The 17,400-nt window shown below is 61.6% G+C and carries 14 protein-coding genes; 6 read left to right on the forward strand and 8 right to left on the reverse strand.

What is annotated here, in order from left to right:
• Window positions 1-15 precede the first annotated feature (15 nt).
• From ACKWJN_RS11175 to gatC, 4 genes are all read right to left on the reverse strand, one after another.
• On the reverse strand, window positions 16-1,161 hold the full coding sequence (locus ACKWJN_RS11175) for an ATP-binding protein (RefSeq protein WP_408596916.1): 1,146 nt from the start codon (window positions 1,159-1,161) through the stop codon (window positions 16-18).
• A 68-nt stretch (window positions 1,162-1,229) separates the two neighbouring features.
• Window positions 1,230-2,741 carry an Asp-tRNA(Asn)/Glu-tRNA(Gln) amidotransferase subunit GatB gene (gatB, locus tag ACKWJN_RS11180; RefSeq protein WP_408596918.1) on the reverse strand — a complete coding sequence of 504 codons (1,512 nt, stop codon included), beginning with the start codon at window positions 2,739-2,741 and terminating at the stop codon, window positions 1,230-1,232.
• A gap of 5 nt (window positions 2,742-2,746) precedes the next feature.
• Window positions 2,747-4,207: an Asp-tRNA(Asn)/Glu-tRNA(Gln) amidotransferase subunit GatA gene (gatA, locus tag ACKWJN_RS11185; protein WP_408596920.1), complete on the reverse strand. Its 1,461-nt coding sequence runs from the start codon at window positions 4,205-4,207 to the stop codon at window positions 2,747-2,749.
• 3 nt (window positions 4,208-4,210) lie between these two features.
• Window positions 4,211-4,519 (reverse strand): Asp-tRNA(Asn)/Glu-tRNA(Gln) amidotransferase subunit GatC, encoded by a 309-nt coding sequence (gatC, locus tag ACKWJN_RS11190; protein WP_408596922.1) that lies wholly within the window; start codon window positions 4,517-4,519, stop codon window positions 4,211-4,213.
• Window positions 4,520-4,695: 176 nt separating this feature from the next.
• On the opposite strand from gatC, the gene ACKWJN_RS11195 reads away from it, so the two are divergent.
• Genes ACKWJN_RS11195 through mrdA form a run of 4 tightly spaced genes read left to right on the forward strand, consistent with a single transcriptional unit; the run spans window position 4,696 to window position 9,241 of the window.
• Window positions 4,696-5,739 (forward strand): rod shape-determining protein, encoded by a 1,044-nt coding sequence (locus ACKWJN_RS11195; protein ID WP_100146671.1) that lies wholly within the window; start codon window positions 4,696-4,698, stop codon window positions 5,737-5,739.
• Between the two features lie 36 nt (window positions 5,740-5,775).
• Window positions 5,776-6,696: a rod shape-determining protein MreC gene (gene mreC, locus ACKWJN_RS11200; protein ID WP_408596924.1), complete on the forward strand. Its 921-nt coding sequence runs from the start codon at window positions 5,776-5,778 to the stop codon at window positions 6,694-6,696.
• Window positions 6,693-7,223 (forward strand): rod shape-determining protein MreD, encoded by a 531-nt coding sequence (gene mreD / locus ACKWJN_RS11205; protein ID WP_408596926.1) that lies wholly within the window; start codon window positions 6,693-6,695, stop codon window positions 7,221-7,223. Before mreC ends, mreD begins: the two co-directional genes overlap by 4 nt.
• Window positions 7,220-9,241, forward strand: coding sequence for a penicillin-binding protein 2 (mrdA, locus tag ACKWJN_RS11210; protein ID WP_408596928.1), 2,022 nt, complete (start codon window positions 7,220-7,222; stop codon window positions 9,239-9,241). Before mreD ends, mrdA begins: the two co-directional genes overlap by 4 nt.
• 25 nt (window positions 9,242-9,266) lie before the next feature.
• Here mrdA and ACKWJN_RS11215 read toward each other — a convergent pair whose 3' ends face one another.
• From ACKWJN_RS11215 to ACKWJN_RS11225, 3 genes are all read right to left on the reverse strand, one after another.
• Window positions 9,267-10,025 (reverse strand): sulfite exporter TauE/SafE family protein, encoded by a 759-nt coding sequence (locus ACKWJN_RS11215; RefSeq protein ID WP_408596930.1) that lies wholly within the window; start codon window positions 10,023-10,025, stop codon window positions 9,267-9,269.
• A 225-nt stretch (window positions 10,026-10,250) separates the two neighbouring features.
• On the reverse strand, window positions 10,251-11,972 hold the full coding sequence (locus tag ACKWJN_RS11220) for a GMC family oxidoreductase (protein WP_408596932.1): 1,722 nt from the start codon (window positions 11,970-11,972) through the stop codon (window positions 10,251-10,253).
• Complete coding sequence (locus tag ACKWJN_RS11225) at window positions 11,969-13,480, reverse strand: CoA-acylating methylmalonate-semialdehyde dehydrogenase (protein WP_408596934.1); 1,512 nt, start codon at window positions 13,478-13,480, stop codon at window positions 11,969-11,971. The genes ACKWJN_RS11220 and ACKWJN_RS11225 overlap by 4 nt, the downstream gene beginning before the upstream one ends.
• A 256-nt stretch (window positions 13,481-13,736) precedes the next feature.
• On the opposite strand from ACKWJN_RS11225, the gene ACKWJN_RS11230 reads away from it, so the two are divergent.
• Window positions 13,737-14,372, forward strand: coding sequence for a DsbA family protein (locus tag ACKWJN_RS11230; RefSeq protein WP_408596936.1), 636 nt, complete (start codon window positions 13,737-13,739; stop codon window positions 14,370-14,372).
• A 48-nt stretch (window positions 14,373-14,420) separates the two neighbouring features.
• Entirely contained in the window at window positions 14,421-15,605 is a 1,185-nt protein-coding gene (locus tag ACKWJN_RS11235; protein ID WP_408596938.1) for a pyridoxal-phosphate-dependent aminotransferase family protein, read from the forward strand.
• A 4-nt stretch (window positions 15,606-15,609) separates the two neighbouring features.
• Here ACKWJN_RS11235 and ACKWJN_RS11240 read toward each other — a convergent pair whose 3' ends face one another.
• Entirely contained in the window at window positions 15,610-17,400 is a 1,791-nt protein-coding gene (locus ACKWJN_RS11240) for an acyclic terpene utilization AtuA family protein (RefSeq protein ID WP_408596939.1), read from the reverse strand.

The raw sequence follows: 17,400 nt of genomic DNA on the forward strand, positions 1-17,400 counted from the left end.
GAAAGAAGGCTCTGTTTAAGGCAACAGCGCCGCCAATGGCACCACTTCAACTTGGGGTGTCAACGCGTACCGCCTGTTGCCGGGGTAGACCACATACAGCCTATCGAGTTTGAGATCTTGCAGCGCAATGCGCATGCTCAGCGTGAGGCCGGGCGCATCGCTGCGTTTGAACTCGACACCGATTCGCCGTTGGTCTTTGAACATCAGCAAGTCAAGTTCTGCGCCTTGGTGGGTGGCCCAAAAATAGGCCTGATCAGGCTGGGCGATGCGCAACACTTGCTCCAGCGCAAACCCTTCCCAACTGGCACCCGACAACGGATGGGCCAGCAGTTGCGGCAATTGGCGTATGCCCAGCATGGCGTGCAGCAGACCCGTGTCCCGAAAATAGAGCTTGGGCGCTTTGACCTGGCGTTTGGCCAGGTTCTCGTGCCAAGGCTGTAGCTGCCTGACCATGAAGGTTTGGGTTAGGTGGTCCAAGTACCGTCGCACGGTGGCCTCTGAAATACCCAAGGCGCGTGCTGGTTCGGCTGCATTCCACGTTTGACCATGGTAGTGAGCGAGCATTTGCCAAAAGCGCATCATCATTGGCGCGGGCACATTGATCCCTAGCAACGCCAAGTCACCACTGACATGGCGTTGCATGGCGGATTGGCGCCATTGCAAGCTGACTTGATCTTCAGTTGCCAGAAACGAAGCTGGAAAGCCACCCCTGAGCCACAGTTGGTGCATGCGTGTGTTGCTTACACCGGTCTCGCTGATATCAAAGCCACCGATCTCTAGCGTCACCGCCCGCCCCAGCAGCGATTCACTCTTGTGCATGACACGCGGTGCGGCGCTGCCTAGCAATAAAAACTGGCCAGGCTGGTGGATGCGGTCTGGGCGATCCATCAGCACGCGAAGTATTTCTGGCAGGTGCGGCAGGTGCTGAACTTCATCAATGACCACCAGGCCTTGCAGCTCAGCCAAAGCGGTCATCGGGTTGGATAAGCGTTGCCGAGAAATTGGGTCTTCAAGGTCAAAGTAGTTGGCGCTGCTCGTGTCGACGAACTGTCTGGCGATGGTGGTTTTACCTACTTGTCGCGGGCCGACCAGCTCAACAGCCCGAAAGGACTGAAGCAGTTCGCGGAGCTGTTGACAGAGTCGTATGCGGCCAATAAGCATCTATGGATGGTATCACGCACCATGAAAATCGGTCATGGCATAACCGATTTTCATGGCAACAGAACAGCTCAGGCTAGTTTTTTCAGCAACAAGGCATTCACCTGCGCCGGGTTGGCCTTGCCCTTGCTGGCCTTCATGATCGGGCCCACCAGGCCGTTCAGGGCCTTGACGTTGCCCGCCTTGAACTCTTCCACGTTTTTGGGGTTGGCGGCCAGCACGTCGTCGATGATTTTTTCTAACTCGCCGGTGTCGTTCATCTGCCTCAAGCCTTTGGCTTCGATGATGGCGTCTACACGTGAAGCCCCAGCCGTCGCGTCATGTGCGTCTTGGCTGCCTTCTGACCACAGCGCATCAAACACCTGTTTGGCCGCGTTGTTGCTGATGGTGTTGTCGGTGATGCGGGTGATGAGCGCGGCCAGCTGCGCGCTGCTCACAGGCAAGTTGTCAAAGGTCACGTCACCTGTGTTCAGGCGGCGTGACACTTCGCCCATGATCCAGTTGCTGGCCAGTTTGGCTTGCCCGCAAGCTTTGGCCGTGGCTTCAAAGTAAGCGGCAGTTGCCTTGCTTTGTGTCAGTTGCGTCGCATCGTATTCAGGCAAGCCGTACTGGGTGACAAACCGCTCGGCCATCACACGCGGCAACTCGGCCATCTCAGCTTTGACGCGCTCCACCCAGTCGCGACCAATCACCAGTGGGGGCAGGTCGGGGTCGGGGAAGTAGCGGTAGTCGGCGGCGTCTTCTTTGGTGCGCATGGAACGGGTCTCGCCCGTGTCGGGGTCGAACAGCACGGTGGCTTGTTCGATCGCGTGGCCGTCTTCGAGTTGGTCAATCTGCCAGCGCACTTCGTAGTCGATGGCTTGCTGCATGAACTTGAAACTGTTCAAGTTTTTGATCTCGCGGCGTGTGCCCAGTTCGGCACCGGGTTTGCGTACCGACACGTTGGCGTCGCAACGGAAGCTGCCTTCTTGCATGTTGCCGTCGCAAATGCCAATCCAGGTGACGATTTTGTGCAGCTCTTTGGCGTAGGCCACGGCTTCGTCGCTGCTGCGCATGTCGGGCTCGGTGACGATTTCCAAGAGCGGTGTGCCTGCACGGTTCAAGTCGATGCCGGAATGGCCCCGTCCATTTCCAATGGACGCACCCAAGCTCGAGTCTTCGTGCAGCGATTTACCGGCGTCTTCTTCCAGGTGCGCACGCACCAAGCGCACGGTTTTGTGCACGGTTTCTTTGCCTTCTTCCATGAAGAACGACACCTCGCCGCCTTGCACCACCGGAATTTCAAATTGGCTGATTTGGTAGCCCTTGGGTAGGTCGGGGTAGAAGTAGTTTTTGCGCGCAAAGATGCTGCGCTCGGCGATGTGCGAGTTGACGGCCAAGCCAAACTCAATGGCCCGCTCTACTGCGCCCACGTTCATCACCGGCAAGGTGCCCGGCAGCGCCATGTCCACGGCGCAAGCCTGTGTGTTGGGTTCGGCGCCAAAGGCGGTGGGGGCGCGACTGAAAATTTTGCTCTGGGTGGAGAGCTGGGTATGGGTTTCAAAGCCAATGACGACTTCGTAGCCTTGGACGAGTTTGCTCATGGGTCTTAAACCCCCGCAGGTTGTTGGAGGTGGAAATCGGTCGACAACTGGTACTGGTGCGCCACATGGAGCAGCTGGCCTTCTTGCAGGTAGTTGCCAATCAGTTGCATGCCCACGGGCATGCCGGCTGGGTCAAAACCCACGGGCAAGCTCATGCCTGGTAAGCCCGCCAGCGACGCGGGCAAGGTGAAGATGTCGGCCAGGTAGTCGGCCAGCGGATCGTTGGCGTTGTTGCCCAGTGTCCAGGCCACGGTAGGGGCCACGGGCCCGGCGATGACGTCGCATTCACCAAAGGCGCGTTGAAAGTCGTCGGCAATCATGCGGCGAATTTTTTGGGCTTGCAGGTAGTAGGCATCGTAGTAGCCATGCGAGAGCACATAGGCGCCCGTCATGATGCGGCGTTTGACCTCCTCGCCAAAACCTTCGGCGCGGGTCTTTTTGTACATGCTCACCAAGTCGGTGTAATCCTGGCTGCGGTGGCCAAACTTCACGCCGTCAAAGCGGCTCAGGTTGGAGCTGGCTTCGGCGGGGGCAATGATGTAGTACACCGGAATGGACAACTCGGTGCGCGGCAAGCTGATGGGCACCAGCTTGGCACCCAGGGTTTGCAGTTGGGTGAGCGCTGCATCGATGGCGCTGCGCACATCGCTGGCCAAACCATCGCCGAAAAACTCTTGGGGAATTCCCACACGCACACCGGTCAAACTGTTGCCCAGCTTGGCTGAGAAGTTCTCGGCAGGCACATCGAGTGAGGTGGCGTCACGGTCCAGGTCGGGGCCGCACATGGCGCTCAGCAGCAGCGCGCAGTCTTCGGCGCTACGGGCCATGGGGCCTGCTTGGTCCAGGCTAGACGCGTAGGCGATCATGCCGTAACGCGAGGCACGGCCATAGGTGGGCTTGATGCCGGTGACGCCGCAAAACGCAGCGGGCTGGCGGATGGAGCCTCCGGTGTCGGTGCCGGTGGCGGCGGGGGTCAGGCCTGCCGCCACTGCCGCAGCGCTGCCGCCCGATGAGCCACCGGGTACGCGTGTGACGTCCCACGGGTTGGTGACTGCGCCGTAGGCCGAGTTTTCGTTGCTCGATCCCATGGCGAACTCGTCGCAATTGAGTTTGCCCAAGCTCACCATGCCGGCTGAGCGCAAGCGCTGCACCACAGTGGCGTCAAAGGGTGAGCGGTAGCCGCTCAGGATTTTGGAGCCCGCTGTGGTGGCGAAGTCGCGGGTCACAAACACGTCTTTGTGGGCGACGGGCACGCCTTCGAGCGGCCCAGCGGTGCCGTTCGCCAGTTTGGCGTCCGAGGCGCGGGCTTGGGCCAGGGTGACTTCGCTGTCAATGTCCAAAAAGGCGTTGTGCGGATTGCCGCCGGTGCGCGCCAAGAAACGGGTCGCCACCTCTACGGCACTGACTTCTTTGCTGTGCAAGCGCTCAGCGAGCGCTTTGACGCTCAGGGTGTGCAAATCGCTCATGGCTTACTCGATCACTTTGGGGACCAAAAACAAGCCGCGTTCCACGGCCGGGGCGCTGCGTTGGTTGGCGTCGCGCTGGTTGGGCTCGCTGGCGACGTCAGGGCGCAGCCGCAACGTGATCTCGGCCGAGTGGGCCATGGCGTCGACTGGATGGGCCATGGGCACCACGCCCGTGGTGTCGACGGCGCTGATTTGCGCCACGATGCCAAAAAAATCGTTGATTTTGCTCAGCATGCGCTGTTGTTCGTCGGGCTGGAGTTCAAGCCGGGCCAAATTGGCGATGCGGCTGATGTCTTGGTCGGTCAGGGACATACGTGTGAAATTCAGGTTTGTGGCTTGGGCAGACGGCCCGCTTGCGACAGGCGTCCACCCGAGAAAAACCCGTGTTTTATGGGGGATGCGGTATTATCTCGCCTTTGTGTCCGCGCCCGCGGGCACCACGAACAATGTGGTGATGCGCCAGCGGCGCGTCTCCTGAGAGGACAGTGATGTTTGGATCTTTCCGTCGGTATTTTTCTACCGACTTGGCGATTGACTTGGGTACCGCCAACACCCTGATTTATGTGCGCGACAAAGGCATTGTGTTGGACGAGCCCTCGGTGGTGTCGATTCGCCACGAAGGCGGCCCACAAGGCAAAAAAACCATCCAAGCCGTGGGCCACGAAGCCAAGGCCATGTTGGGCAAAGTGCCTGGCAACATCGAAGCCATTCGCCCCATGAAAGACGGCGTGATCGCCGACTTCACGGTGACCGAGCAAATGCTCAAGCAGTTCATCAAGATGGTGCATCCCCGCTCGGTCTTGAAGCCCAGCCCCCGCATCATCATTTGCGTGCCTTGTGGCTCAACCCAGGTGGAGCGTCGCGCCATTCGCGAATCCGCTCTGGGTGCAGGGGCTTCAGAGGTGTATTTGATCGAAGAGCCCATGGCCGCAGCCATTGGCGCGGGTTTGCCCGTGTCGGACGCTTCGGGTTCGATGGTGGTGGACATTGGCGGCGGCACCACCGAGGTGGGCGTGATTTCACTCGGTGGCATGGTCTACAAAGGCAGCGTGCGCGTGGGTGGCGACAAATTTGACGAGGCCATCATCAACTACATCCGCCGCAACTACGGCATGTTGATTGGCGAGCCTACGGCTGAAGCGATCAAAAAGAAAATCGGTTCGGCCTTCCCTGGCTCTGAGGTCAAGGAAATGGAAGTCAAAGGACGCAACCTGTCGGAAGGCGTGCCACGCTCATTCACGATTTCGTCCAACGAAATTTTGGAAGCATTGACCGACCCGCTCAACAACATCGTGTCCGCCGTCAAGAACGCACTCGAGCAAACGCCCCCTGAATTGGGCGCCGACATTGCTGAGCGCGGCATGATGTTGACCGGTGGCGGTGCTTTGTTGCGTGACTTGGACCGCTTGTTGGCCGAAGAAACCGGCTTGCCGGTGTTGGTGGCCGAAGACCCGCTGACCTGCGTGGTGCGTGGTTGTGGCTTGGCCCTGGAGCGCATGGAGCGTTTGGGCTCTATCTTCACCAGCGAATAAGCTGGTCGTTCAACACCCAACTTAACTCGGCACCTCATGCCACTAGGCACGCTGGACAGATCGCCACCGGCCTTTTTCAAACAAGGCCCTTCGGCCATCTCCAAACTGTTGTTGTTCAGCGCGCTGTCGGTGCTGCTGATGGTGGCCGATGTGCGCTTTGGCGTGACGCAACCCATCCGTGCGGCGTTGTCGGTGGCCTTGTACCCGGTTCAGTGGTTGGCCTTGCGCCCTCAGCAGGTGGTGGAGTTCAGCAGCGACTACATGCAGGCCCGCGATGATGCGCAAACTGCAGAACGTCAGGCCCGCCAGCAGCTGTTGGTGCAGGCGCAACGCACGGGCCAAGTGGAACAGCTGGCGCTGGAAAACAGGCAGTTGCGTGAACTGCTGGGCTTGCGCGAACGCTTGAGCACCACGGGTGTCATGGCCGAGGTGCTGTACGACGCAGCCGATCCCTACACCCGAAAGTTGATTGTGGACAAGGGGATGACACACGGCATCAAGCCCAGCTCGCCGGTGATGGATGAGCATGGCATCTTGGGCCAAGTGACCCGTGTGCTGCCTCTGGTGAGTGAGGTGACTTTGGTCACCGATCGCGAACACTCTATTCCTGTGCTCAACACCCGAACTGGCGCGCGCGGCGTGGCGTTTGGCGAAGCAGGTGGGGCCCCGCTGTTGGAGCTGCGATTCATGGCCACCAACGCAGACATTGACGTGGGCGATTTGCTCTCCACCAGTGGCGTCGATGGCGTGTACCCACCGGGGATCCCAGTGGCCAAAGTGACCAAGGTGGAGCGCCGTGCTGAAACGGCATTTGCCCGCATCTTGTGTGAGCCGGTCGGGCATGTGCAGGGCGCCCGCCATGTGATGATCCTGGAGTCTTTGGCCGACAAGCTGCCTGCTCGGCCTCAAATAGATAAGCCGCAGCCCCTGGGCAACCTCAAAGGAGGTCGTCGATGATCATGCCGCGCGGCCACCAATTGTTGTTGCCTGCCAGCCCTTGGTTCATTGGCGGCAGTTTGTTGATGGCCTTGCTGGTGAATATGCTGGTCAACATGAGCTTGATCGGCAACGCCGCATGGATGCCTGATTTTCTGGCCTTGGTGCTGGTTTTTTGGTGCGTCCACCAGCCGCGCTTGGTGGGTATTGGCGTGGCATTTTTATTTGGTGTCATCACCGATGTGCACCAATCGGCTTTGCTGGGGCAGCACGCCTTGACTTACACCACCTTAGGCTTTTTGGCGGTCATGGTGCATCGCCGTTTGCTGTGGTTTACCGTGCCTTCTCAGGCCATGCAGGTGCTGCCTTTGTTTGTGGCGGCGCGCGCCTTGGAGTTGCTGGTGCGCATGGTGTCGGGCTCGGTGTTTCCCAGTTGGTGGACGGTGCTCGCCCCGTTGCTGGAGGCCTTGTTGTGGCCCTTGGTCAGCGTGTTTTTGCTGGCGCCGCAAAGGCGTGCGCCAGACCCTGATGTGACGCGACCCCTATGAGGGTGATTCGCAACATTGAAGGTGACCTGCGTCGCTTTCGTTCGCGCATGGTGGTGGTCACGGCCGCCATTTTGGTGGCGTTTCTGGTGTTGGTGCTGCGCCTGTTTTACTTGCAGGTCATCCGCTACGACGACCTGAATGAGCAGGCAGAAAACAACCGAACCGCCATCGTCCCCATCGTGCCCAACCGTGGCGTCATCATGGACCGCAACGGCGTGGTGCTGGCCACCAATTACTCGGCTTACACCTTGGAGATCACGCCATCTAAGCTGGTGGCTCCGCTGGAGGAAGTGATCGACCAACTCGCCACGGTGGTGGAGATCCAAAGCCGCGACAAACGCCGCTTCAAAAAGCAGCTGGACGAGTCCAAGAGCTTTGAGTCGGTGCCCATTCGCAACCGATTGAGCGACGAGGAAGTGGCGCGCTTTGCGGCACAGCGCTACCGCTTTCCTGGCGTCGAGATCAAGGCGCGTTTGTTTCGCAATTACCCCTACAACGAGTTGGCCAGCCATGTGATTGGCTACATCGGACGCATCAACCAAGCGGAGAAAGCCAAGATCGAAGAGTCGGAGGATTCGGGCAATTACCGTGGCACGGATTACATCGGCAAGCTCGGCGTTGAACAAAGTTACGAAGCGCAATTGCATGGGACCACCGGCGTGCAGCAGATGGAAACGTCGGCCGGAGGACGCGCGGTGCGCCGCCTCAACAGCAGCCAAGCGGTGCCAGGCAACAGTGTGGTGTTGTCGATTGACATCAAGTTGCAGAAGCTGGTCGAAGACTTGTATGGCAAACGTCGAGGCGCTTTGGTGGCGCTGGACCCCAAGACGGGCGAAATCTTGGCGTTTGTGAGCAAGCCCACCTTTGACCCCAATTTGTTTGTCGACGGCATTGATTTTGAAAACTGGCAGGCCCTCAACGAGTCGCCCGACAAGCCCTTGCTCAACCGTGCGCTGCGCGGCACTTACCCACCGGGTTCGACCTACAAGCCTTTCATGGCGCTGGCTGCATTGCAAACCGGCAAGCGGTCTGAGAAAACTTTGATTCCGGATCCGGGTTATTTCATGTTCGGCAACCACCGTTTCCGTGACGACAAAGAGGGCGGGCACGGCATGGTGGACATGTACAAGTCGATCGTCGAGTCGTGTGACACCTACTACTACACCTTGGCGCGGGACATGGGCGTGGACTTGATGTACGAGCAAATGAAGCCGCTGGGGTTTGGTCAACTCACCGGCATTGACATCTTGGGTGAGTCACGTGGGGTGTTGCCGTCGACCGAGTGGAAGCGCAACACCTATAAAAAACCCGAGCAGCAGCGCTGGTACTCGGGGGAGACCATTTCTCTGGGCATCGGGCAGGGCTACAACAGTTTCACCATGTTGCAAATTGCCCATGCCACCGGCACCCTGGCCAACAACGGCTTGAAGATGACGCCCCACTTGGTGCGAGAAGTGGTCGACGTGGAAACCAAAGTGGCCTCTTTGGTGGCCAAAGAACCTATTGGGCAGCTTCCTTTGAGCCCCGAAAATTTGGAAGTCATCAAACGCGGTATGGTGGGGGTGAACATCGAGGGCACGTCGGCCAGCAGCTTCGTGGGCGCCCCCTATGTGAGTGCAGGCAAGACCGGGACAGCCCAGGTCTTCACGATCAAGCAAAACGAAAAGTACAACGCCGCAAGCATTGACGAGCGCATGCGTGACCACGCTTTGTTCATTGCATATGCCCCGGCAGATGACCCCAAGGTGGCATTGGCCATGGTGGTGGAAAACGCGGGCTTTGGTGCCCAAAATGCTGCGCCCATTGCGCGCCGGGTGTTTGATTTTGTGATCATGGGGCAATACCCGGCACTTGAAGACATCGAGGCGGTGCAAAAAGGCCAAGCCACCCGTCCGATTGGCAAACCCCGGCCGGTGGCCAGCGTGACCTGGCCACCCAAGGCGGCTGATGTGCCCGAAGTCACACCAGACAAAGTGACCGTTGATCTCAAGCCCAAGGCGGTTGTGCCCGCGCTGTGATGTGTGGCGGTATTCGTCCGGAGGATCAGCCCACAAAGGCGTTGTAGCCGGTTTTACAAATCAGCGCACTCACCACCACCAAGAACACCCCGCGCACAAAGCCTGTGCCGTGCTTGAGGGCCATCCGGGTGCCCAGCAAGCTGCCCACCACGTTGGCGATGGCCATGGGCAGCGCCAAGTGCCACCAAACATGGCCCGTCCACGTGAACAGCACCAAAGCCGCTGCGTTGCTGGAGAGGTTGAGCAGTTTGGCGGCCACCGAGGCATTCAAAAAGTCGTAGCCGAGCCAACGCACCAGCAAAAACACAAAAAAACTGCCTGTCCCAGGACCAAAAAACCCGTCGTAAAACCCCACCGACACACCGACCGCGCAGGTGGCCCAAATTTCGGCACGCCCTTCAAAGCGGGGTTGGTGATGCCGCCCCATGTCTTTGCGCGCCAAGGTATAGAGCAGCACAGCACACAGCACCACAGGCAAGAGGCGTCGCAAAAATTCGGGTGAAACGAGGGTGACCCACCACGCCCCTGCAAACGACCCTGCCATGGCCAGTGCCGCCGCAGGCAACACGCTGCGCCAGCGCATGGACACCCGCCGGCTGTATTGCCAGGCTGCAAAGCTGGTGCCCCAGACGGAGGCGCTTTTGTTGGTGCCCAACAAGGCAGCAGGCGGGGCGGTCGGGTACACGGCAAACAAGGCGGGCAGCAAAACCAATCCGCCACCGCCGACGATCGAATCCACAAAACCAGCCAACGCAGAGGCGAGGGTGGCGATCAAAAGTTCCATGGGGGGGATTGTGGTCTGAGATCAAGGGCGCACGGCGAGCACACAAAGCAAAAGGCACCGGTTGTGCCGGTGCCTTCTCCATCAACGCCCTGTGAGCAGGGCTGTTTGTTTGTCTCCTCAGACCCTCTGTCAACGGCGCATGGCCTGTTGTGAGTGAACACAATGTACGGTCTCTGCCACGGCCCAATCCTCGGGAGTTTCCCTTGCGGGCTTACCCGGTGCGCGTCAACCCTGAGCCGCTTCGTGGGCCAGCCATTGCGCTGCTTTTTCAGCCAGCATCAAGGTAGGGCTGTTGGTGTTGCCGCTGGTGATGGTCGGCATCACGCTGGCGTCCACCACACGCAGACCTCGCACCACACCCCCTCGCCCATCGCGCACGCGCAACTCGGTGTCGACCACAGCCAAGGGGTCGTCGGTGCGGCCCATGCGCGCGGTGCCTACCGGGTGGAAGATGGTGGTGGCAATGTCGCCAGCCAAGCGGGCCAAGTCGTCGTCACTTTGGTATTGCACGCCTGGCTTCCACTCTTCGGGTTGGTACTTGGCGAGCGCGGGTTGGGCGGCAATGCGCCGTGTCACACGCAGCGAATCGGCAGCGACTTGGCGGTCTTCGGGTGTACTGAGGTAGTTGGGTGCGATGTGGGGGGCATCTGCAAAGTTGGGGCTTTGAATGCTCACCGTACCCCGGCTGGTGGGGTTGAGGTTGCACACGCTGGCCGTGAAAGCAGGAAAGTTGTGCAGTGGCTCGCCAAACGCATCCAGGCTGAGGGGTTGCACGTGGTATTCGATGTTGGGGTAAGGCTGGCTGGGGCTGCTGCGTGTGAAGGCGCCCAGTTGCGAGGGGGCCATGCTCATGGGACCGCTCTGGTTGAACAGGTATTCCAAGCCAATCTTGGCCTTGCCCCACCAACTGTTGGCCAAGGTGTTGAGGGTGGTCACGCCTTGCACTTTGAAGACCGATCGAATTTGCAAATGGTCTTGCAGGTTGGCGCCGACACCAGGCAAGTCAATGACGGGCTCAATCCCGTGCTGCGTGAGCAAGTCTGCGGGGCCCAGGCCTGAGAGTTGCAAGATCTGCGGTGTGCCAATGCTGCCAGCACTCAAGACCACGGCTTGTTTGGCGGTCACGGTGACAAGGCCGCGGCCTGTCCACACCTCTGCGCCAGTGCAGTGCGCTTGGCCGTCGGCGTCGGTGGTCATCAGCAGTTTGACGACTTGGGCGGACGTCCAGAGTTCAAAGTTGGGCCGTGCGTAACAGGTGGGGCGCACAAAGGCTTTGGGCGTGTTCCAGCGCCAGCCGCTTTTTTGGTTGACTTCGAAATAGCCCACGCCTTCGTTGTCGCCCCGGTTGAAGTCGTCGGTGGCGGGAATGCCGGCTTGCACGGCGGCTTGGGCAAAAGCGTCGAGCACGTCCCAGCGCAAGCGTTGGCGCTCCACCCGCCACTCGCCACCTGCGATGTGGTGGCGCAGGGTTTCGCCATACACCGTGCGGTCGTTGAGCAACACCTCGCTGCGCACGCCTTTGGCGCCGTGCAGGGCATCTGGCCCACCGTGGTGGTCCTCGTGCAGTTTGAAATACGGCAAACAGTTGTCCCAGCGCCAACGTGCGTCGCCCGTCAGCTCGGCCCAGTGGTTGTAGTCACGCGCTTGGCCGCGCATGTAAATCATGCCGTTGATGCTGGAGCAGCCGCCCAGCACCTTGCCGCGTGGGTAACGCAAACTGCGGCCATTCAGCCCAGCTTCTGCTGCGGTGTTGTAGAGCCAGTCGGTGCGTGGGTTGCCAATGCAGTAGAGGTAACCGACGGGAATGTGGATCCAGTGGTAATCGTCACGGCGGCCTGCCTCGACCAACAGCACCCGCTTGCTGGCGTTGGCGCTCAGGCGGTTGGCCAGCAAGCAGCCCGCGGTGCCCGCACCGACGATGATGTAGTCGAAGGTGGTGTCGTTCACTTGGAGGTGGGCATGACAAACTCAGCGCCCTTGCCAATGCTCTCGGGCCAACGCTGCATGATGGACTTTTGCTTGGTGTAAAAACGCACGCCCTCTTCGCCGTAGGCGTGCATGTCGCCAAACAGGCTGCGCTTCCAGCCGCCAAAGCCGTGCCAGGCCATGGGCACGGGAATCGGAACGTTGATGCCGACCATGCCGACCTGAACGCGGCGGCCAAATTCGCGTGCCACGTTGCCGTCCCGGGTGAAACACGAGACACCGTTGCCAAACTCGTGGTCATTGATGAGTTGCACGGCGGTGGCGAAATCCTTCACGCGCACGCAGGACAACACCGGGCCGAAAATCTCTTCCTTGTAGATGCACATCCCGGGCGTCACGTGATCAAACAGCGTGCCGCCGAGCCAGAAGCCGTGATCGCAGCCCGTACCGGCAGCCGCCCCCTGGAAGCCGCGGCCATCGACCAGCAATTGGGCGCCTTCCTTGACGCCTTGCTCGATGTAGCCGGTGATGCGGCCGTGTGCTGCGGCGGTGACGATGGGGCCCATCTCGGCGTCCAGCTCCAGGCCGTTCTTCACCTTCAGCGTCTGGGCGCGCTCACGCAGCAGTGGCACGATCTTGTCGCCAACATCGCCCACGAAAACGGCGACCGAAATCGCCATGCAACGCTCGCCGGCCGAGCCGTACGCCGAGCCGATCAGCGCATCCACGGTCTGTTCGATGTCGGCATCGGGCATCACCACCATGTGGTTCTTGGCGCCGCCCAGGGCCTGCACCCGTTTGCCATGGTGGGCTCCGGTTTCGTAAATGTAGTTGGCGATCGGCGTCGAGCCGACGAAGCTGATGGCCTTGACATCCGGATGCACCAGCAGCGCGTCCACGGCCTCCTTGTCACCCTGCACCACGTTGTAGACGCCATCGGGCAGGCCGGCCTGGCGCAGCAACTCTCCAATGAACAGCGAGGGGCTGGGGTCGATCGGACTTGGCTTGAGCACGAAGGAGTTGCCTGCGGCAATGGCCACCGGGAACATCCACATCGGCACCATGACCGGAAAGTTGAACGGCGTGATGCCCGCCACCACGCCCAAAGGCTGGCGCAGGGTCCAGTTGTCAATGCCGGTGGAGACCTGGTCGGTGAAGTCGCCCTTGAGCAGTTGAGGAATGCCACAGGCGAATTCGACGATGTCAATGCCCCGCGTGACCTCACCTTGCGCATCGGTGAACACCTTGCCGTGCTCGGCGGTGATCAGTCGCGCCAGATCGTCCTTGCGCGCATTGAGCAATTCCAGGAACTTGAACATGACCCGGGCCCGGCGCAGCGGCGGTTGATCGGCCCACGCCGGGAACGCCGCCTTGGCCGCAGCGACCGCCTTGTCCACCTCGCTGGCGTTGGCCAGCGCCACGCGTCCGGTGACCGCGCCCGTGGCCGGGTTGGTCACGTCCTGAGTACGGCCCGAAGTGCCGGCGGCAACGCGCCCGGCGATGAAATGGTCGATGTTGACAATGCTCATGATGTACTTTCCTTCTGCGCTGAGTGGCGTGATTATTCTCCAAGCCCGCCCACATGAGCCTCATCTGGCGCCCGGGTTGCGAGGCCCGAGTGTCCGAGCTGTCACGCCGGCGACCGCTCAGAAGGGGTGATTGCGGATTCGCTGCCGTTATGGGGGACAGGATTTCGCATAGCATGGACCCTCGTCGGTGATTCTGTCGCGGTGCATGGGGCACTGCCGTCCGGCGGCCAGAAGGCGGTGTGCTGTGAGCACTTCAATGAAGATCGACTTTGTTTCCGACGTTTCGTGCCCCTGGTGCGCGATTGGCCTCAAAGCGCTTGAAACCGCGTTGGAGCGTGTCGGTGATGCGGTGCAGGTGCGGTTCCACCTGCAGCCGTTTGAGCTCAATCCACAGATGCCCCCGGGCGGCCAGGACATCACCGAGCACCTGACGCAGAAATACGGCTCCACGCCCGCGCAGGCCGAGGCCGCGCGTGAGAACATCCGCCAGCGCGGCGAGGCGGTGGGGTTCCAGTTCCGCATGGACAAGCGCAGCCGCATCTACAACACCTTTGACGCTCACCGCCTGTTGCACTGGGCCCAGGAGCAGGGCCAGCAGGTGGCGCTCAAGCACGCGCTGTTCGAAGCCTACTTTGGCCGCGGCGAGAATCCCGGTGACCGCCAGGTGCTGTTGAACGCTGCCGGGCAGGCCGGGCTGGACGTGCAGCTGGCGGCCGAAGTGATCGACAGCGGTCGCTATGCCGAGGAGGTGCGCGAGCGCGAGCAGTTCTACCAATCGCACGGCATCCACGCCGTGCCAGCGGTCATCATCAACGACCGGCACCTGATCCAGGGTGGTCAGCCGGTCGAGGTGTTCGAGCAGGCCTTGCGCCAATTGGCCGACGCCGTCTGAATCCGTATCGCCCACCGACCCCTCATTTCGCACCTTTTTGAGCAACTCATGAACCCACGCATTCCCGGCAGACGTTTTCTGCATTCCCCTGGACCGACCCATGTGCCCGAAGAAGTCATGGACGCCATGCGGCGCCAGCCCATGGACCTGGCCGATGTGCGCGTGGACCAGACCATTGCGGCCTGCGAGCAGGGTTTGCGCCGCGTGTTGAAGACCGAGAAAAGCCGGGTGCTCATGTTTTCCGCCAATGGCCACGGAGCCTGGGAGGCGACGATTGCCAACGTCATCCCGCCCGGCAAGAAGGTGCTGATTCCGGGCACGGGTCACTTCTCGGACTCGTGGGCGCTGCAGACGGAGTCGCTGGGGTTCCCGGTGGTGCGCACCCCCTGGGTGGAAGGCTTGCCGATCGACGTACAGGCCGTGGAGCAGGTGCTGCGCGAAGACCGCGAGCACCAGATCGCGGCACTGTTTGTGATCCACACCGACACCGCCAGCGGCGTGACCAGCGATGTGCCGGCATTGCGCCGCACGCTCGACGCCTGTGCGCACCCTGCCCTGTTCGTGGTTGACGTGGTGGCCTCGCTGGGCGCAGCGCCGTTCGAGATGGACCAGTGGGGCGTCAACGTGGCCGTCGGGGCTTCGCAAAAGGGGCTCATGGTGCCGCCGGGTCTGGGCATCGTGGCGGTGGACGACCGTGCCATGGCCGTGGCGACGGCCAATCCGGCACCGCGCTTTTACTGGGACTGGCGTTTGCGCGACAACTCGCTGTCGTACCGCAAGTTCTGTGGCACGGCACCGCAGACGCTGCTCGCGGGCCTGCAGGCGGCGCTGGGCCTGATCGAGCTTGAAGGGCTGGATCAGGTGCATGCACGGCACCGGTTGCTGTCGTCAGCAGTGCACGCGGCCGTCGATGCCTGGAGCACGGCGGGCGCTCTGGATCATTTCTGCACCGTGCCCGAGGCGCGTTCGGTTTCCGTCACCACCATCAAGATCGGTCCGGGCATCGACCCGGAGGCCTTGCGCAAGGTGGCGCGCGAGCGCTTTCAGGTCTCGATGGCCGGCGGTCTGGGCCCCCTGGCGGGGCGGGCGTTTCGCATCGGGCACCTGGGGGACCTCAACCCGGCGATGATCCTAGGCTGCCTGGCCGGGGTCGAAGCGGCGATGACGGTGCTCGGCATTCCCTTTGGTCGCGACGGCGTGGCCCGTGCGGTGGCCCGGCTCGCCGCCGACTGAGGCTTCAGGCCAGCCAGGCGCGTGGCGCCTGAACCGGCATGGACAGCAGAATTTGGGCCATTCCCTTGCCCAACGGGTCGTTGCGCAGCGAAGCCATGCCACCGCCGTCGAGCGCCTGTTCGCAGACAAAGTTCATCGCATGGATGCCGGGCAGGTCGTAGCGCGTGACCCGCCCTTGGACCAGGTGCGCCAACCATCCGGCGACGCGCTGCTCGGTGAGTTGCTGGCGCAGCCAGGGTAGCCATTCCGGCTGGCGCGCAATGACGCCGATGTTGGATGTGTTGCCTTTGTCGCCACTGCGAGCCCAGGCCAGGCGAATCAGCTCCACCTCGACCAGATCGCTCATCTGGGAAGCTGGATTGGCCGTGGGCAGAGCTGGCGTGGCACCGGCGGGCTCGGTGGCGTGCACAAGCTCCAGCGGCTGAACCCCACCGTCGATTTGCAGCTGGGGTTGCAGGCGCGTCTTGCCCAGAAGAAAGGCAAACTGCTTGATGCAGGGCGACGGGCTGGGGCGGCCACCGCCTGCGCCCGTGGTACCGGGCGACCAGGAGGTGCCGGCCGGCGCGATCTCGCGAGCAAACAGCTCCAGCGCAGCTTTGAGCGGGTGCATCACGCTCACGCGCATCACCACCTCGCGCACTGCCGCCGTGCGGGCCTGCGGGCCGTAGTTGCCGAGCTCGCTGCCCATGATTTCAATGTGCGTGCGGCTGTAGTCGGGCCAGCCATGGGCCTGGAACAGCTCGCGGGTGCGCTCCAGGATGGCTTCTGCGGTGCGGCGCGCCTTGCGCGCTGCGTCCATGCCGACGATGGTGAGCTGCCCGTCACAGCGAAAGCCGTCCATGTAGGTGGCGCAGACCTTGTAGTTTTCATTCGGGGCGCGCCCGAGTGCGCCGCTGACTCTGACTCGGTTGACGCCCACGGAGCGCATCTGCACCTGGCGGAAATCGCACACCACATCGGGCAACAGGTAGCTGCCTGGGTCGCCGATCTCATAGAGCATCTGCTCGCCGACCACGGCCGGACTCACCAGCCCGCCGGTGCCCTCGGGCTTGCCAACGACGAAGTGGCCATCGGCATGGCACTCGATCACCGGGTAGCCAATGTGCGCCCAGTCGGGCACGCTTTCCCAGTCGGTGTGCAGGCCACCGGTGGCCTGGGCGCCGCATTCGATGATGTGCCCGGCCAGGCTGCCTTGCGCCAGCAGGTCGAACTGCTCGGGCGTCCAGCCAAATTCGTGCATCAGGGCGCCCAGGGTCACCGCGCTGTCGACACAACGGCCAGTGATGACAATCTGCGCGCCAGCGTCGAGCGCAGCTTTGATCGGCTGAGCGCCCAAGTAGGCGTTGGCCGTCAGTATCTTCTCCGGCAGCGCAGCGCCACTTTGCAACTCGCGCACGTCTTCGCCACGCAATTGGGGCAGCAGTGGGCTCACGTCGTCGCCGAGTACCACGCCAATGCGCACCTCTACACCTTGCTCGGCCGCCAGCGCGGCAATGGCACGCGCGCAGGCCTGCGGGTTCACGCCGCCGGCATTGCTAATGACACGGATGCCCCGGGAGACGATCTCCTTGAGCAGGCTCTTCATGGTCACTGAAACAAAATCGGTGGCATAGCCCAGCTCGGGGTTCTTGGCCCGCGCGGCGGCCAGGATGGACATGGTAAGTTCTGCCAGGTAGTCGAACACCAGGTAATCGATCTGCCCCGAGCGCACCAGCTGCGGTGCGCCCACGCTGCTGTCACCCCAGAAGCCGCTGGCGCCGCCGATGCGAACCACCGTGTTGGCTGCATTGGTCAT

The sequence above is a fragment of the Limnohabitans sp. genome, assembly GCF_046052825.1.
In the GTDB taxonomy this organism is placed as follows: domain Bacteria; phylum Pseudomonadota; class Gammaproteobacteria; order Burkholderiales; family Burkholderiaceae_C; genus Limnohabitans.

Excerpts from the sequence above, each read along its gene's own strand:
- ACKWJN_RS11175 (WP_408596916.1), bottom strand. The coding sequence starts at position 1,161 with ATGCTTATTGGCCGCATACGACTCTGTCAACAGCTCCGCGAACTGCTT.
- gatB (WP_408596918.1), bottom strand. The coding sequence starts at position 2,741 with ATGAGCAAACTCGTCCAAGGCTACGAAGTCGTCATTGGCTTTGAAACC.
- gatA (WP_408596920.1), bottom strand. The coding sequence starts at position 4,207 with ATGAGCGATTTGCACACCCTGAGCGTCAAAGCGCTCGCTGAGCGCTTG.
- gatC (WP_408596922.1), bottom strand. The coding sequence starts at position 4,519 with ATGTCCCTGACCGACCAAGACATCAGCCGCATCGCCAATTTGGCCCGG.
- ACKWJN_RS11195 (WP_100146671.1), top strand. The coding sequence starts at position 4,696 with ATGTTTGGATCTTTCCGTCGGTATTTTTCTACCGACTTGGCGATTGAC.
- mreC (WP_408596924.1), top strand. The coding sequence starts at position 5,776 with ATGCCACTAGGCACGCTGGACAGATCGCCACCGGCCTTTTTCAAACAA.
- mreD (WP_408596926.1), top strand. The coding sequence starts at position 6,693 with ATGATCATGCCGCGCGGCCACCAATTGTTGTTGCCTGCCAGCCCTTGG.
- mrdA (WP_408596928.1), top strand. The coding sequence starts at position 7,220 with ATGAGGGTGATTCGCAACATTGAAGGTGACCTGCGTCGCTTTCGTTCG.
- ACKWJN_RS11215 (WP_408596930.1), bottom strand. The coding sequence starts at position 10,025 with ATGGAACTTTTGATCGCCACCCTCGCCTCTGCGTTGGCTGGTTTTGTG.
- ACKWJN_RS11225 (WP_408596934.1), bottom strand. The coding sequence starts at position 13,480 with ATGAGCATTGTCAACATCGACCATTTCATCGCCGGGCGCGTTGCCGCC.
- ACKWJN_RS11230 (WP_408596936.1), top strand. The coding sequence starts at position 13,737 with ATGAAGATCGACTTTGTTTCCGACGTTTCGTGCCCCTGGTGCGCGATT.
- ACKWJN_RS11235 (WP_408596938.1), top strand. The coding sequence starts at position 14,421 with ATGAACCCACGCATTCCCGGCAGACGTTTTCTGCATTCCCCTGGACCG.
- ACKWJN_RS11240 (WP_408596939.1), bottom strand. The coding sequence starts at position 17,400 with ATGACCAATGCAGCCAACACGGTGGTTCGCATCGGCGGCGCCAGCGGC.